14 protein-coding genes are annotated in these 15764 nt (G+C 61.5%); 7 read left to right on the top strand and 7 right to left on the bottom strand.

All coding sequences use genetic code 11. The features are described from left to right. Window positions 1–20: 20 nt before the first annotated feature. On the bottom strand, window positions 21–587 hold the full coding sequence (locus tag CBB63_RS14785; RefSeq protein WP_286699686.1) for a lipid-binding SYLF domain-containing protein: 567 nt from the start codon (window positions 585–587) through the stop codon (window positions 21–23). 143 nt (window positions 588–730) lie between these two features. Further along, window positions 731–1729, bottom strand: a complete 999-nt coding sequence (hemB, locus tag CBB63_RS14780; protein ID WP_286699685.1) for a porphobilinogen synthase — start codon at window positions 1727–1729, stop codon at window positions 731–733. 153 nt (window positions 1730–1882) lie between these two features. Between hemB and CBB63_RS14775 the strand changes: the two genes are divergently transcribed. After that, on the top strand, window positions 1883–2410 hold the full coding sequence (locus tag CBB63_RS14775) for a component of SufBCD complex (RefSeq protein WP_286699684.1): 528 nt from the start codon (window positions 1883–1885) through the stop codon (window positions 2408–2410). Between the two features lie 31 nt (window positions 2411–2441). After that, window positions 2442–5930 (top strand): transcription-repair coupling factor, encoded by a 3489-nt coding sequence (gene mfd / locus CBB63_RS14770; protein WP_286699683.1) that lies wholly within the window; start codon window positions 2442–2444, stop codon window positions 5928–5930. Between the two features lie 51 nt (window positions 5931–5981). On the opposite strand, the gene CBB63_RS14765 is transcribed toward mfd, so the two are convergent. The 5 genes from CBB63_RS14765 to mazG form a co-directional block, all read right to left on the bottom strand. After that, the gene (locus tag CBB63_RS14765; protein ID WP_286699682.1) at window positions 5982–6803 is read right to left on the bottom strand and encodes a DUF533 domain-containing protein; all 822 of its coding nucleotides are present in this window, start codon (window positions 6801–6803) and stop codon (window positions 5982–5984) included. A 141-nt stretch (window positions 6804–6944) separates the two neighbouring features. After that, window positions 6945–8357 carry a protein adenylyltransferase SelO gene (locus CBB63_RS14760; protein WP_286699681.1) on the bottom strand — a complete coding sequence of 471 codons (1413 nt, stop codon included), beginning with the start codon at window positions 8355–8357 and terminating at the stop codon, window positions 6945–6947. 42 nt (window positions 8358–8399) lie between these two features. After that, entirely contained in the window at window positions 8400–8849 is a 450-nt protein-coding gene (locus CBB63_RS14755; protein ID WP_286699680.1) for a GNAT family N-acetyltransferase, read from the bottom strand. Next, the gene (locus CBB63_RS14750; RefSeq protein ID WP_286699679.1) at window positions 8846–9787 is read right to left on the bottom strand and encodes a nucleoside hydrolase; all 942 of its coding nucleotides are present in this window, start codon (window positions 9785–9787) and stop codon (window positions 8846–8848) included. The genes CBB63_RS14755 and CBB63_RS14750 overlap by 4 nt, the downstream gene beginning before the upstream one ends. Window positions 9788–9859: 72 nt before the next feature. Continuing rightward, window positions 9860–10684 carry a nucleoside triphosphate pyrophosphohydrolase gene (gene mazG / locus CBB63_RS14745; protein ID WP_286699678.1) on the bottom strand — a complete coding sequence of 275 codons (825 nt, stop codon included), beginning with the start codon at window positions 10682–10684 and terminating at the stop codon, window positions 9860–9862. A 62-nt stretch (window positions 10685–10746) separates the two neighbouring features. Here mazG and CBB63_RS14740 point away from each other — a divergent pair, with 62 nt between their 5' ends. The 5 genes from CBB63_RS14740 (at window position 10747) to prmC (ending at window position 15602) form a co-directional block, all read left to right on the top strand. Next, window positions 10747–11916: a M20 aminoacylase family protein gene (locus tag CBB63_RS14740; RefSeq protein WP_286699677.1), complete on the top strand. Its 1170-nt coding sequence runs from the start codon at window positions 10747–10749 to the stop codon at window positions 11914–11916. 1 nt (window position 11917) lies between these two features. Then, window positions 11918–12895: an agmatinase gene (gene speB, locus CBB63_RS14735; RefSeq protein WP_286699676.1), complete on the top strand. Its 978-nt coding sequence runs from the start codon at window positions 11918–11920 to the stop codon at window positions 12893–12895. 57 nt (window positions 12896–12952) lie between these two features. Then, window positions 12953–13399 (top strand): DUF1499 domain-containing protein, encoded by a 447-nt coding sequence (locus tag CBB63_RS14730; protein WP_502695947.1) that lies wholly within the window; start codon window positions 12953–12955, stop codon window positions 13397–13399. Window positions 13400–13707: 308 nt separating this feature from the next. Further along, window positions 13708–14763: a peptide chain release factor 1 gene (gene prfA, locus CBB63_RS14720; RefSeq protein ID WP_286699696.1), complete on the top strand. Its 1056-nt coding sequence runs from the start codon at window positions 13708–13710 to the stop codon at window positions 14761–14763. Further along, window positions 14760–15602, top strand: coding sequence for a peptide chain release factor N(5)-glutamine methyltransferase (prmC, locus tag CBB63_RS14715; protein WP_286699673.1), 843 nt, complete (start codon window positions 14760–14762; stop codon window positions 15600–15602). Before prfA ends, prmC begins: the two co-directional genes overlap by 4 nt. Window positions 15603–15764: the final 162 nt, after the last annotated feature.

Raw genomic sequence — 15764 nt, 5'->3', positions numbered from 1 at the left:
GTGCGGATCGGGCGTTTTGCTTAGGGAATNATGCGCGAATATTTCGTGCCTTCNAGCGTGGCNCCGATACGCAGACCGGCGCGGCCAAAGACGGCGGCCAGCACGGGGGCAAGCACGGTTGTGGTATCCGCTTCGACGCTTTCGCCACGATCCGAGATGACATATTCCAGATCGGCACCCGCAGCCCAACCGGGGGAGCGGCGGAAATCGCTGAGTGCTGCTTCGGTCATGAAGAACAGCACATGCGCATATTGCTGCGCCCCGATCTGCAAGCCGCCCGTCGCCTTGGTGACCGAGTAATAGTCGACAGTCACGTTATTCACCCGCAGCGCACCACGGCCATAGGCACCGCCAAAACCAAGGCCNGCCTCGGTCACCAGCGGCATGATCAGCATACCGTTGGATTTTTCCGCCAGNTGCCGCGTGTTGGGNAAGCTGCGGTACATNGCGTTGAGCGTCGCATCNACGCGGGCGTCGATCATCCCGCTGCCACGGCTGCCGACACCGTTGCCACATGCCGCAACGGCACCCGCGCTTGCAATCGCACCCAAAGCGAAAGCCCGGCGCGAGAAAGTGTTGTTTGTCATAGTCTTCTGCCTGTAATTGCCTGTGCCGGTTCATCCGGTTTCTGCGCGATCTTATGCTCAAAACCCGCGGGTGTCACGAATTTAGGGCTTGAATCGGCGGTGATCTGCCACAAGTGGCGTGNTATTTGCGCATCGAAGCNGCGTTATCCGTTCATCAACCGCGCCACGGCGGGGGCAAAATAGGTCAAGACCCCGTCACAGCCCGCNCGTTTGAACCCCATCAGGCTNTCCATCATCACGCGNTNTTCNTCGATCCAGCCATTCTGGGCGGCGGCTTTCACCATGCTGTATTCACCCGANACCTGATAGGCAAAGGTCGGCGCCCCNAAGCTGGATTTCACGCGGTGGCAGATATCAAGATANGGCATGCCGGGTTTGACCATGACCATATCGGCCCCTTCGCGCAGATCACGCTCGATCAGGCGGATCGCCTCGTTGCTGTTGGCGTAATCCATCTGATAGGTCTTCTTGTCGCCGGTCAGCGCCCCCGAGGCCCCGACAGCATCGCGGAACGGGCCATAGAAGGCCGAGGCGTATTTCGCCGCATAGCTCATGATCATCACATCCGAATGGCGCGCCCCTTCAAGGCCCGCGCGGATCGCGGCGATGCGCCCGTCCATCATATCGGACGGCCCGATGATATCCGCCCCCGCGTCGGCCTGNGCCAGCGCCATCTTGACCAATGCCTCGACCGTGCGGTCGTTGACGATGATCCCGTCTTCGACAAAGCCGTCATGGCCGTTGATATTATAGGTATCCAGCGCGACATCGGTCATGAGGACCATATCGGGCACCGCCTTGCGGATCGCGCGAAGGGCGCGGTTGGCGTTGTTTTCAGGATCCCAGGCACCGGCGCAATCCTCTGTCCGGTCCTCGATACCGGTGTAAGGNAAGATACACATCGCCCCGATCCCCAGATCAGAAGCCTCGCGCGCGGCATCGACCAGCTTGTCAACGCTGCGCCGATAGACGCCGGGCATGGAGGGGACGGGCTCTTCCACGCCCTCACCGCTGCGCACGAACACCGGCCAGATCAGATCCCCCAANGACAGCGCATTTTCACGNACCAATGCGCGGACGCCCTCGGATTGACGGGTGCGGCGCAGGCGGGTGGCGGGAAAGGGGGCTTGTTGGGGTCTCATGCAAAAATACCTCAGATGCTATCGGGCAAGGCTTGCCACGTATTTTTGCACGGCTCAAGGCTAGGAATTTCGNGAACGCGCNGCTATGACAGGCAGACGATTGTAGGGCAGCACGTCTGAACACAATGATTTCACTTCAAAGATGAGCGCACCTTGACCCTCTATCAGACAATTTTCGAAGTCATCGACATGCGGTCTTTTTCCAACCTGTGGTACTGGATCGCCGTTGCTGTGATCTGGTCTTCTGCCAGCCATTGGGTCTTGGGCGTGCCCTTTGATATGGTGCTGCGCGCGCGGCGCAACGGTGAACAGGCGCTGGTCGACCTGGAGGATATGGCGCGCATCAACGTGAACCGTATNCTATATATNACCCAAGTGTCCGGCATCTGGATTTTGGGGTTCACCTGCTTTTTCATGACGATGCTCTTTACGCTGGCGGTTTTCTACCGGTTCGAATTCGCCCANGCCGTGCTGTTGCTNGCNTTTCCGCTGTGTCTGGTAGGGGTGCTGAGCGTGTCGACCGCGCAGCAGATCCNCGAGGATTCCGGCACCGGCGACCGCCTGATCAAACGGCTGAACCGTCACCGTCTTTATACCCAGATCATCGGGATGATTTCGATTTTCATCACATCGATGTGGGGCATGTACCAAAACCTTTATACAGGTCCGTTTGGCGGTTGAAAAAACCGCGATNGGATACAGGTAGCTGCTGATGTCAGAGAAATCCCAAATCACGCTGTCCGGCGTTCCCGAAGGTTTTGACGCACAGGCGGTGCTGAACGAACTGGGCAAAAACGGCACACCGGTGTTGCATATTGCCCGCGATGACAAACGCATGGCGGCNATGCAGGCGGCGCTNCGCTTTTTCGCGCCGGATGTGCCTGTGGTCGTCTTCCCCGGATGGGATTGCCTGCCCTATGACCGCGTGTCGCCCAATGCCGATATCTCGGCGCAGCGGATGGCNACGCTNGCGGGACTGGTGCATGGAATGCCGGACCGTTTTATCCTGCTNACCACGCTGAACGCNGCGACCCAGCGGGTGCCTGCGCGCGATGTGCTGCGCGATGCCGCGTTTTCGGCCCGTGTGGGCGACCGGATAGACGAGGCGGCNTTGCGCGGNTTCCTTGTCCGCATGGGCTTTGTCCAGAGCCCGACNGTGACCGAGCCGGGCGACTACGCGATCCGCGGCGGCATCATCGACATTTTCCCNCCCGGTGATCTTGGCCCTGTGCGGCTGGACCTCTTTGGCGATACGCTGGACGGNGCGCGNCGCTTTGATCCGGTGACACAGCGCACCACAGAAAAGCTGGAGCTCGTGGAGCTTGCCCCCGTCAGCGAAGTCATNCTTGANGAANGNGCNATCACCCGTTTCCGCCAGAACTACCGGATCGAATTCGGGGCCGCGGGCNCCGACGATCCGCTATACGAAGCGATCAGCGCAGGGCGCAAGCATCAGGGCGCGGAACACTGGATGTCGTTCTTTCANGAGACGCTCGAGACCTTGTTCGACTATGTGCCGCNGGCGACGATCACGCTGGACGACCANCTGACCGCGCAACGTCTGTCGCGGTGGGAGAGTATCGCAGATCAATACGAAACCCGCAGGCTGGCGATGGCGAACCGGTCGAAAATGGACAGCGTCTATAAGCCCGCACCGCCCGAGGGGCTGTACCTGACAGACACCGCATGGGAAACCGCGCTGATCGGCAAACGCGTGATCAGTTTCAAGCCGCTCCCACAGCCGACGGGTCCGAATGTGCTGGATGCGGGTGGACGCTTGGGGCGCAACTTCGCGCCCGAGCGGCAACAGGAAACTGTAAGCCTTTTCGGTGCCTTGGCCGCACATATTAAAGCAAAACTTCAAGAAGGGCCGGTGGTCATCGCCAGCTATTCAGACGGCGCGCGCGAACGGCTGACCGGCCTGATCGAAGACGAAGGCATGGGCGAGACCATCGCCATCAAGAACGGCACCCGCATCGGCAAACGCGGGCTGCATCTGGCGGTTTGGGCGTTGGAACACGGGTTCGAAGCCCCGTGGGAAAGCGGCAGCAGCGCGTCGAAACTGACTGTCATCTCAGAACAGGACATCCTTGGCGACCGCTTGATCCGCGCGCCGAAACGTAAACGGCGGGCCGAGAACTTCCTGACCGAGACACAATCGCTGAGCCCCGGCGATCTGGTCGTGCATGTGGATCACGGTGTCGGCCGCTATCTGGGGATGGAGGTGGTGACCGCCGCCGGTGCCGCCCATGAATGTCTGCTGCTGGAATACGCCGAAAGCTCGAAGCTCTATCTGCCGGTCGAGAATATCGAACTGCTGTCGCGCTATGGCCATGAGGAAGGGCTGCTTGACAAATTGGGCGGTGGCGCGTGGCAGTCCAAGAAAGCCAAGCTCAAGGAACGCATCCGCGAGATGGCGGACAAGCTGATCCGCATCGCCGCCGAACGTGCGCTGCGCAAGGCGCCTGTCATGGATCCGCCCCCCGGCATGTGGGACGCGTTTGCCGCGCGCTTCCCCTATACCGAGACCGACGACCAGTTGAATGCCATCTCAGATGTGCTGGACGATCTGACCAGCGGCAACCCGATGGACCGGCTGATCTGCGGCGACGTGGGCTTTGGCAAGACAGAGGTCGCCATGCGCGCCGCCTTTGTCGCGGCGATGTCAGGGCTGCAGGTGGCGATTGTGGCGCCGACGACCCTGCTGGCACGTCAACACTATAAATCCTTCGCCGAACGCTTCCGTGGCTTCCCGCTTGAGGTGCGTCAACTGTCGCGTTTTGTCTCTGCAAAAGAGGCCACAGCCACCCGCGACGGCATCAATCGCGGCACCGTCGATGTGGTGGTCGGCACCCACGCGCTGCTAGCAAAGACGGTCAAGTTCAAGAACCTCGGCCTGCTGATTATTGATGAAGAACAACACTTTGGCGTGGGTCACAAAGAACGTCTGAAGGCGATGCGCACGGATATTCACGTGCTGACCCTGACCGCCACGCCGATCCCGCGCACCCTGCAGCTTAGCCTGACCGGCGTGCGCGACCTGTCGATCATCGGCACGCCCCCTGTCGACCGTCTGGCCATCCGCACCTATGTCAGCGAATTTGATGCCGTCACGCTGCGCGAGGCGCTGTTGCGCGAACATTATCGCGGCGGGCAGTCCTTCTATGTTGTGCCCCGCATCACCGATCTGCCCGAAATCGAAGCGTTCCTGAAAGAGCAACTGCCCGAGCTGACGTATCTTGTTGCCCACGGCCAGATGGCCGCCGGAGAGCTCGACGACCGGATGAACGCCTTTTACGACGGGAAATATGACATCCTGCTGGCCACGACGATTGTGGAATCCGGTCTGGATATCCCGACCGCCAATACGATGATCGTGCACCGTGCCGATATGTTTGGTCTGGCGCAGCTGTACCAGATCAGGGGCAGGGTGGGCCGGTCAAAAACCCGCGCCTATGCCTATCTGACAACCAAACCTCGTGCCAAGCTGACTGCCACCGCAGAGAAGCGTTTGCGGGTGTTGGGCAGTCTCGACACGCTTGGGGCAGGCTTTACGCTGGCGTCGCAGGATCTTGATATTCGGGGTGCGGGCAACTTGCTGGGCGAGGAACAATCCGGCCAGATGCGCGACGTGGGGTTCGAGCTTTATCAATCCATGCTGGAAGACGCGATTGCCAAGATCAAGTCGGGCGAGCTGGAAGGCGTGATCGACGACGATGGGCAGTGGGCACCACAGATCAATCTGGGCGTGCCGGTGCTGATCCCCGAGGATTACGTGCCTGATCTGGATGTGCGGCTTGGGCTCTACCGTCGCCTGTCCGAACTGACCACCAAGGTCGAGCTGGAAGGCTTTGCCGCAGAGCTGATCGACCGTTTCGGCAAGCTGCCGAAAGAGGTGAACACGCTGATGCTGGTCGTGCGGATCAAGGCGATGTGCAAACGCGCCGGTATTGCCAAGCTGGATGGCGGGCCCAAGGGCGTCACGATCCAGTTCCACAACGACAAATTCGCCTCGCCCGAGGGGTTGGTCACCTTCATTCAGGACCAACGCGGGCTGGCGAAGGTCAAAGAGAACAAGATCGTCGTCAAGCGCGACTGGAAAACCGATGCTGACAAGATCAAAGGGGCCTTTGCCATCGCCCGTGATCTGGCAGAGCATGTGATCGCCAAGGAAAAGAAGGCCAAGAAAGCAAAAGCCTGACCCGTTGCCGGATCAGGCTTTCACAACCGTCTGTGGTCAGGCCGCGCCGCTTTAGGTGTAGAGCGACGGCACCCCCATCTGCGCGTGGATCTCGTTCACTGCGGCGGGCTGCATTCCATAGGCGCTGGCTAGCTTGTGCAGATATTGCGCCTCTTCCTGCGTATCCAGATCAATCGCCAGCAGCGACATCGCATAGATTTGCGGGCCCATGCCGTCGGGGGTCTGGGCAACCAGCGCGTCGACATCCACAGGGGCTTCCATCTGGCCTTGTACGAATGCGGCCTCGTCGGCGTCCACGTCGCCCAGATGGTTCAGCAGCTTTTCACGCTCGGACTCATCAAAAGTGCCGTCGGATTTCGCGGCCTGGATCATCGCGGCGATCATCAGCGCGGCGGTGGCCTCCTGATCGCGCGAGGGGGTGATTTCGGGGGCAGGGTTGCTGTCGAATTGCGAGTTCAGCACCGCGCCAAAGTCCGCCTCTGGCCGTTCGGGGGCTTGTTGGCTGGCACCGCCAAAGCTGGACAGCAAGCCTCCCGCACCGGCGGCACCGGCAAGCCCACCCAGCAGCCCGCCAAGGCCGCCCGAGCTTCCAGACGTGCTGGTGCCTGTGCCGCCACCAAGCTGGTTCAGCAAACCGCCCAAGCCGCCGCTGCTGGCACCGGACGATCCCCCCATCAAACCACCCAGCATGTCCTGCAGGTTACCGCCCGAGCCGCCCGTGCTGCCGCCAGTCAGACCGCCCAGCAATCCACCCAGTCCGCCGCCGCTGCTGGCGCTGCCGGTCGTGGATTTATTCTTGTTCATCATCGCGCTGGCCCCTTTGGCCACAGCCACGCCGATCGCCACTTTGGCCAATGTTTTCATCAAGCTCATTATCGATAATCCTTTTGGGTCAAATCGCCTGCAAGTCTGTTGCAGTTTACTGTGCAAAACAACCAAAAGATCGCGGGGGTTCCCGCTTGTCGACGTGCTTGACGGNGGGACAACGGGTGGCACCTGCCACCCGCTGGCCGCTCAGGTGCCGCAGAAGGTGGCCGGCACGATTTCCTGNGTCGTCGGCGCGCGGTGCAGATCGGCGTCGGTTTCGCGGTACGGGNNGGCAAGCGCTGTCATCAGCCGGTGGAACGGGTCCATATCACCGGCAACGGCGGCGTTGATCATCGCCTCTATCCGGTGGTTGCGCGGGATCACGGCGGGGTTGGCGGCATCCATGACCGATTTAGGGTCAGGCTCAAACGCGATGCGCTGCTGCCACGCGTCGCGCCAGTTGGCAAAGGCCGCGCGGTCGGTGAANTGNNCGGCGGCATCATCGCCTGACAGCGCCCGGAAAGCATTGGTAAAATCCGCGCCATCCGTTTGCATCAGCGACAATAGGGCGTCGATCAGCNCAGTATCTTCAGCCTTGGGCGTCGTGATCCCGATCTTGGCAGCAAAGCGTCTCAGCCAGGCTTGCTCGATCAACGCGGGCATGGCGTGCACGATCTCTGTCGCCTCGGCCACNCCGCTTTCGGGATCATCAAGCTGCTGCAACAACGAGGTTGCAAGCTGCGCCATATTCCACACGACGATCTGCGGCTGATTGGCATAGGCATAGCGCCCCTGACGGTCGATGGAGCTGAACACACGGTTGGGGTGNAACGCATCCATGAAGGCGCAGGGGCCGTAATCAATCGTCTCGCCCGAGATGGCGCANTTATCGGTGTTCATCACCCCGTGAATAAAGCCNACNGACATCCACGCCGCGACNAGATCCGCCTGTGCNGNGCANACCNCGCGCAGCAGNCNCAANGGCCCGTCCGCCTGCGGGTANTGCCGCTGGATCGCATAGTCGGTGAGGCGGCGCAGGTTTTCGNCCTCGCCCCGATGGGCAAAGACCTGAAACGTCCCCACACGCAGATGGCTTGCGGCGACNCGGGTCAGCACGGCACCGGGCAGGGCGGTTTCGCGNAAGACATCCTCGCCACTTTGCACAGCGGCCAAGGCGCGGGTGGTGGGGATGCCNAGGGCGTGCATCGCCTCNGACACNACATATTCNCGCANNACCGGCCCAAGCCAGGCGCGCCCGTCGCCGCCACGGGAATAGGGCGTGCGCCCNGATCCTTTCAGCTGGATATCGCGGCGCTGGCCCTTTGCATCCAGCACCTCGCCCAAGAGGATCGCGCGACCATCGCCAAGCTGCGGGTTGTAATTGCCGAANTGNTGCCCCGCATAAAGCTGCGCCAGCGGGTCGGCACCGGCGGGNAGTTCGTTCCCGCTGAAGATAAAGGCCAGATCCTCGGTCGATCCGTGGGTGATCCCCAGGGTCTTNGCCAGCGGCGCGTTGAAAGCCAGCAGTTTGGGNTCNGCCACCGGNGTNGGNGTGGTGCGGGTNAAAAAGCCANCGGGCAAGGCCGCGTAGCTGTTATCGAAGGGGGCTGATACTGTCATAGNGCAGATATAGGGGCCGCGGCCCCANCTTGCCAGNCCGCGTCAGAATTTGCGCGACATGAACATNTAGTTTTCGCGGGGGCGAAAGCCTGCACGGTGGTAAAGCTTCTGCGCGATCTCGTTGCTACGCTCTACCTCAAGATGGATCGCGCGCAGACCGCCGCCCGCCAGCGCATTCGGGACGGCCAGCAATGCCTCTGTCGCGATNCCACGGCCACGCACGCCGGGGCGCACGTAGATTTCATCGATGATCGCGTCCAGACCGCCGAACTCAACCGACCAGCCGAAGGTGATGATGATATAGCCGATGGGCGCACGGGCAGGGCCGATCAGATAGGCCACCCCATAGGGCGTGCCTTCNAGCAGAGGTGCCAGCCCGTTGCGGCGGTCGTCATCCGTCTGCTCGATCCCCGTCTCGGCGTGAAAGCTGCCCACGAGGGCAACGAGACGGTCCAGATGCTCTGGCTTGGCAAGGGTGAAGGCCGCGCTCATAGACGGGCCAACCGTTCGGTCAGCAGGGCAAAGAAGCCATCAGAATCCAGATCGCCCATAAAGGTCGCATTGGGGGCGCGGTCGGTCACGCCCCACCAATCGGCGACGGTCATNCCCATGGTCAGCTCTGACTCTGTCTCGATCTCGACGTTGATATGGCGGCCTTTGAACAGATCGGGGTTGATCAGATAGGCGGTGACGCAAGGGTCATGCAGCGGCGCGCCGTCAGAGCCGTATTTCTCTTTGTCGAACCGTTCGAAGAAATCGGTCATTTCCGCCACGGCGATGCCCACAGGCGTGCCAAGGGCGCGGAAAGCGTCGTTGCGCGCTTTGGTCACCAGCGCCTTATGGGTAACGTCCAGCGGCATGACAACGATAGGAGCGCCGGATTTAAACACGATATCAGCCGCTTGCGGATCGACATAGATGTTGAACTCCGCCGTTGGGGTGATGTTACCCCCTTCGAAATAGCCNCCGCCCATCAGCACGATCTTGGCGATNCGATCGGCGATATCGGGTGCTTTTTGCAACGCGGTGGCGATATTGGTCAGCGGNCCCAGCGGGCATAGCGTGACGGTNCCCGGAGCGTTATCGCGCAGCGTGTCGATGATGAAATCCACCGCATGGCCTTCGGCCATCGGCATGGTAGGNTCGGGCANATCGGGGCCGTCCAGCCCGGTCTTGCCGTGCACATGCTCTGCCGTGACCAGNNCGCGGCCCAGGGGGCGGTCGCATCCGGCAAAGACTTTGACATCCCGTTTGCCTGCCAATTCGCACACGATCCGCGCGTTGCGCGANGTGAGGTCCAGCGGCACATTGCCCGCGACGCAGGTGATCCCCAGAACATCAAGCTCTTCGGGGCTGGCCAAAGCGACAAGGATCGCTACGGCGTCATCCTGACCGGGGTCCGTGTCGATAATGATCTTGCGCGGTGTCATGGGCTCTCCTGTCTTGGCTGTGCCAGAGCCTTGCCGCAAGTGCCGCGACTTGTCCAGCAGGCACGGGCGGTCCTAGCTGCGTTCCGCCCGTTTTACATCCTCCCACANGGCATCCATCTCGGCGAGATCACTNTCCGAGGGNGATTTACCTCGTGCGGCCAACCGCGCCTCTACCCCGTTGAAGCGGCGNATGAATTTGGCGTTGGCNGCGCGCAGNGCGGCTTCGGGTTCGACNCCAAGATGCCGGCCCANATTGGCCATAACGAACATCAGGTCNCCGTATTCCTCGGTNACCTCGGCCTGGGTCAGNGTATCACGCGCCTCGACCAGTTCGGTNGCTTCCTCGGTGATCTTGGCGATCACATCATCGACCTGCGGCCAGTCAAACCCGACACGGGCCGCNCGTTTTTGCAGCTTGTAGGCGCGCAGCAGCGCGGGCAGGCCNACNGCNACNCCGTCAAGCGTTCCCCCCTGGGCCTTGCCCGCGCGTTCTGCCGCCTTGATCTTTTCCCAATCCGCGGTCTGNTGNTCGGCNGATTTATCGCGGCTTTCATCGCCGAAAACATGCGGGTGCCGNGCGACCATCTTGTCCGAGATATTGCGCACCACNGTCTGAAAGCTGAACCGCCCGTCCTCTTCGCCCATGGCCGTGTGATACACGGTCTGGAGCAGCAGATCGCCCAACTCTCCCTCAAGCTCGGGCCAGTCGCGACGCTCGATCGCATCGGCGACTTCATANGCTTCTTCAATGGTATAGGGGGCNATGCTGTCGAAATCCTGTTCGATATCCCAAGGGCATCCGGTTTGCGGGTCACGCAGGCGGCGCATGATTTCCANCAAGCGTTCGATCCCGGCGTCGCGATCGTGGATCAACGCATCATTTCTTGTCTCGGCCATTGCAGCCCCCATGTGTCTGATGTCAGATGCAACCTGACCAACATCCCCACAGGAGTCCAGTAATGCCCGTCGTGAACCGTATCGCGGATTATGCCCCCCANATGACAGAATGGCGCAGATATCTGCACACGATCCCGGAACTGGGGAANGACTGCTTCAAGACCGCGGCTTTCGTGGCGGAACGCCTGCGGGACTTCGGCGTGGACGAGCTGCACGAAGGCTTTGCCACCACGGGCATNGTNGCNATNATCAACGGTCAGGCCGAGGGGCCGACCATCGGGNTGCGCGCCGATATGGATGCGCTGCCGATCCCCGAGGAAACCGGGCTGGACTATGCCAGCACCCACGCAGGCAAGATGCACGCCTGCGGGCANGACGGGCANACAACGATGCTGCTGGGGGCGGCGAAATATCTGGCGGAAACNCGCAATTTCGCGGGCCGCGTGGCGCTGATCTTCCAACCNGCNGAAGAAACCGGCGGTGGGGCCGANGTGATGGTCGAGGAAGGNATCCTTGATCGCTTCGACATCGGNCAGGTCTATGCGCTGCACAATGCGCCCGGCTTTGANAAAGGGGGNTTTTACACATCCCCCGGCGCGATGATGGCGGCGGTNGATGAATTTCANATCCACATCAAGGGNTTGGGNGGTCATGGTGCCACACCNCATCTGACCCGCGATCCGGTCGTTGCCGCCTGTGGNATTGCGACGGCATTGCAAACCATCGTCAGCCGCAACCACTATGCGCAGGATGATCTTGTCGTTTCGGTCACGCAGATCCACACGGGTACCACCGACAACGTGATCCCCGAAACAGCCTATATCAACGGCACGGTACGCAGCTTTGACAAAGAGGTGCAGGCCATGGTGATCCGCCGGATGGAGCAGATCGTCGCCGGGCAGGCCGCCAGCTATGATGTCAGCGCGACACTGGAATATGAAAAGGGCTATCCCGCCACGGTGAACACCCCGGAAGAGGCCGGATTTGCCGCCGCCGTTGCCANCGAGATTGCGGGCGCGGACCGCGTNATTGCCGATAATGGCCGCGANATGGGGGCCGAGGATTTCAGTTATATGCTGGAAAAACGCCCCGGTGCCTATTTGTTCATCGGGCAGGGTGACACCGCAGGGCTGCACCACGCCGCCTATAACTTCGACGATGAGATCGCGCCCGTGGGTGCATCCTTTTTTGCCCGCATCGTCGAGCGGGCCCAACCANTAGGAGCCAAGTAACATGGGTTTGGAAGACGCGAAAAATCAGGTTGATCAAGCCTTTACCCGCGATGATCTAAAAGGGCCGAGCTTCGAGAACGCCTTTGGCGGGGCCACGTCCTTTCTGCGGCGGCGCTATANCAAAGACCTGCGCGGCGTGGACATCGCCGTGACCGGCGTGCCCTTTGATCAGGCNGTNACCAACCGTACCGGNACCCGTCTGGGCCCGCGCGCGATCCGCGANGCGTCTTCCTTGCAGCCCTACGANCCGCCCTATGGCTGGGATTTCGANGTGCTCAGCGAGTTTGCCATCGCCGACTATGGCGATCTGGCGTTCGACTATGGTCACACAAGCCAGTTTCCNGCCGCTTTAACAANCCATATCAAAGGGATACTGGACGCAGGTGCAGCNAGNGTGACCCTGGGCGGAGATCACTACATCAGTTTNCCGATCCTCAAGGCCTATGCCGAAAAATACGGTCCTATCAGTCTGTTACAGTTCGATGCNCATTCGGATACATGGCCNGACGATGATATGGACCGGATCGACCACGGCACNATGTTCTACAAGGCGGTGAAATCGGGCATCGTTGATCCGAAAACCTCGGTTCAGGTGGGCATCCGCACGACCAACCCNGATACGCTTGGCGTGACAACCATCGACGCGCGCGAGGTCCACGAGAAGGGGCCGCAGGCAGCCGTTGCCAAAATAAAACANGTACTTGGCGACCGTCCTTGCTATCTTACATTCGATATCGANGCGCTTGATCCGGCCTTTGCGCCGGGCACNGGCACGCCGGTATGGGGCGGGCTCACGTCAGCACAAGCGGCGATCATGATGCGGGATCTTGCGGGGATCAACATCGTGGGCGGCGACATCGTTGAAGTCTCTCCGCCTTTTGACACGACAGGTGCGACAGCGATCGCGGGGGCCCATGTGGCGACCGAGATCCTGTGCTTGCTGGGGTGGAACATGCGGCAGACCAAAGCCCGCGCATAACCACTGGCGGCGCAGTTTGCGACAGCAGGACGCTCCGCGAGGAGTTTATCTGGCAAAATGAAGGCAAAGATAATGATGGCATTTTTCTGGATCGCACTGGCGATTTTCGTCGCCTTGCAGGCGTACATCCGCCTTGCACCCGCCCCCGCGGCCCGCTGGGAATTGGGCGCGGTCGACAAGGCCCCCGGCGATTNCCCGTCGGAGGGGGGCTTTATGGCCGTGCGCGAGGTTGANGGCGATGGCACGGCGTTCTTGAACCGGTTTGANGACGCGATGTTGTCGTTGCCCCGAACCCAGCGGATCGANANCANNGCAGGTCAGGCGCTTTATGTCACACGCTCGGGCTTCTGGGGCTTTCCCGANTACACCAGCGTCGCGGTCACCCCCGTTGACGGGGCGGATCAGAGCCGCGCGGTGGTCTATGGGCGGCTGCGNTTTGGCCGGTCAGATATGGGTGTGAACGCCAAGCGTTTGAAGCGGGTTCTGGCCCAAGCCGGGGTCTAGGCGCTGTGCGAGGCCGGGGCAGGCCTCGCCGATATCGCGCCACATGGGCACATTCAGNGACATCTGGCATTGCGCGGCAAAGCGGCGACCGTTGACATCGAGGCAGATCGTTTGCCCCAGCTCGACCCGCTGGCCNTNGCGGTCGGTGCAATAGCACTCNACCGTTTTGCGCCCCGAGGGCGCAGGNTCCGCCGCAAGCGACGGGGCAAGGCAGATCAGACTGAAAACCAGCGAAATGCGTTTCATAGGGGCATCATAGCACAGGCTGGGTCTTGACCATAGCCGCTTCATCAGCGACATCCAGCGGTATGATCCCCATGGACCGCCTTGCCCAAATCACCCAACGTTTCCAGTTTCTGGAGGCGTCGATGTCTGCTGGCTCTGACGGGGCGGATTTTGCCAAGCTGGCCAAGGAATACGCCGATCTGCGCCCCGTGGTCGAACAGATCGACGCNTATCGCCAGTTGCTGCAAGACATGGACGACGCNCGCGCCATGCTGAAAGACNCCGAGATGGCGGANCTGGCCGAGGAAGAGCTGCCGCGCCTGAAGGCCGCCTTGCCGCAGGCGGAGGCTGATTTGCAGTTGGCGCTGCTGCCGCGGGACGAGGCCGACAAAAAGCCCGCGATGCTGGAGATCCGCCCCGGGACCGGCGGGGNTGAGGCNGCNCTTTTCGCCGCNGATCTGCTGCGCATGTATCAACGCTATGCCGAGGCGCGGGGCTGGAAGNTNGAGCTGATCGANCAACAGTTCACCGANCTTGGCGGCGTCAAAGAGGTCGTGGCCCATATCAAGGGCGAGAATGTCTTTGCCCGTCTGAAATACGAATCCGGTGTGCACCGCGTGCAGCGNGTGCCCTCTACCGAAAGCGGCGGGCGTATCCATACTTCTGCCGCGACTGTCGCCGTTCTGCCAGAGGCAGAGGATGTGGATATTCACATCGACGCCAATGATCTGCGGATCGATACNATGCGCAGTTCAGGGGCGGGNGGGCAACACGTCAACACCACCGATTCTGCCGTGCGCATCACCCACCTGCCGACGGGGCTGGTGGTGACGTCTTCCGAGAAATCGCAGCACCGCAACCGCGAGATCGCGATGCAGGTGCTGAAAGCGCGGCTTTATGATATGGAGCGTCAGCGGGTGGACAGTGAACGNTCGGCCAGCCGTGCGGCGCAGGTNGGGTCGGGGGACCGGTCTGAACGGATCCGGACCTATAACTTCCCGCAAGGGCGCCTGACCGACCACCGGATCAACCTCACCCTNTACCGGCTTGAAGCCGTNATGCAGGGCGATCTGGACGAGATTGTCGATGCGNTGACCGCGGATGCGCAGGCGCAGCTGCTGGCCGAGATGGGGCAGTGAGCGCGCCAACCGCCGCGCAAGCCATGGTCGCCGCCACAGCGCGATTGCGCGCGGCGGGCGTGCCTGACCCCGCACGGGATGCGCGGATCTTGCTGGCGCATGCGGCGTCAGTCGATGCGGCGCGGGTGACGTTGATCGCGCCCGAGGAAATCGCNCCGGATATTGCCGAACGCTANGAAAAGCTGATCGCCTTGCGGGCGGTGCGCGTGCCGGTCTCGCATCTGGTNGGGCAGCGGGCGTTTTACGGGCGCGACTTCAAGGTCAGCCGCGATGTGCTCGACCCGCGGCCCGAGACCGAATCCCTTATTGAACTGGCGCTGTCCGAGCCCTTTGAACGGGTGCTTGATCTGGGCACCGGATCGGGCTGTATTCTGGTGACGCTTCTGGCCGAACAGCAAGACGCACGCGGCGTGGGCCTTGATCTGTCCGAAGCTGCCTGTCTGCAGGCCAGCGCCAATGCGGTGTTGCACGGGGTGCAGGCACGCGCGGAGATCACGCAATCGGANTGGTTCAGCGCGGCGGAGGGGCGGTTCGATCTGATCGTCTCCAACCCGCCTTATCTGGCACAAAGCGAGATGGCGGATGTCTCGCCCGAACTGCGCCTGCATGAACCCGAGATGGCATTGACCGACGGGCAGGACGGGTTGAGTGTGTACCGTATCATCGCCGCGCAGGCGCAGGGGTATCTGGCCCCCACAGGTCGCGTTCTGGCAGAAATCGGCTGGCAACAGGGTGCCGATGTGAAAGCGGTCTTCGAGGCAGCCGGTTGGGGCCGGGTGCGCATCTTGCCCGATCTGGGCGGGCGCGACCGTGTCCTTTGGGCCGATACGCCAGCATAAACACGCCAAAACTTGTCATTTGGGGGTGTTTTTCGCCAATTTCCACTTGCTCCAAATCATTTGCCGTGCTTATTCAAGGATGTTGCAGCGGTGGATGCCTTTTGGGCGGTCCCGCGCGGCGTTAAGCCCAACAGAGCGTAAAGCTAGCTTTTCAGGGACGCG

The sequence above is a fragment of the Sulfitobacter sp. TMED3 genome (genome assembly GCF_002167505.1).
Classification (GTDB): domain Bacteria; phylum Pseudomonadota; class Alphaproteobacteria; order Rhodobacterales; family Rhodobacteraceae; genus Sulfitobacter; species Sulfitobacter pontiacus.
This window is presented reverse-complemented; position numbering and strand designations above follow the sequence as displayed.

Bases quoted from the DNA above. Each gene is read 5' to 3' on its own strand.
- CBB63_RS14765 (WP_286699682.1), bottom strand. From the start codon at position 6,803: ATGAGCTTGATGAAAACATTGGCCAAAGTGGCGATCGGCGTGGCTGTG.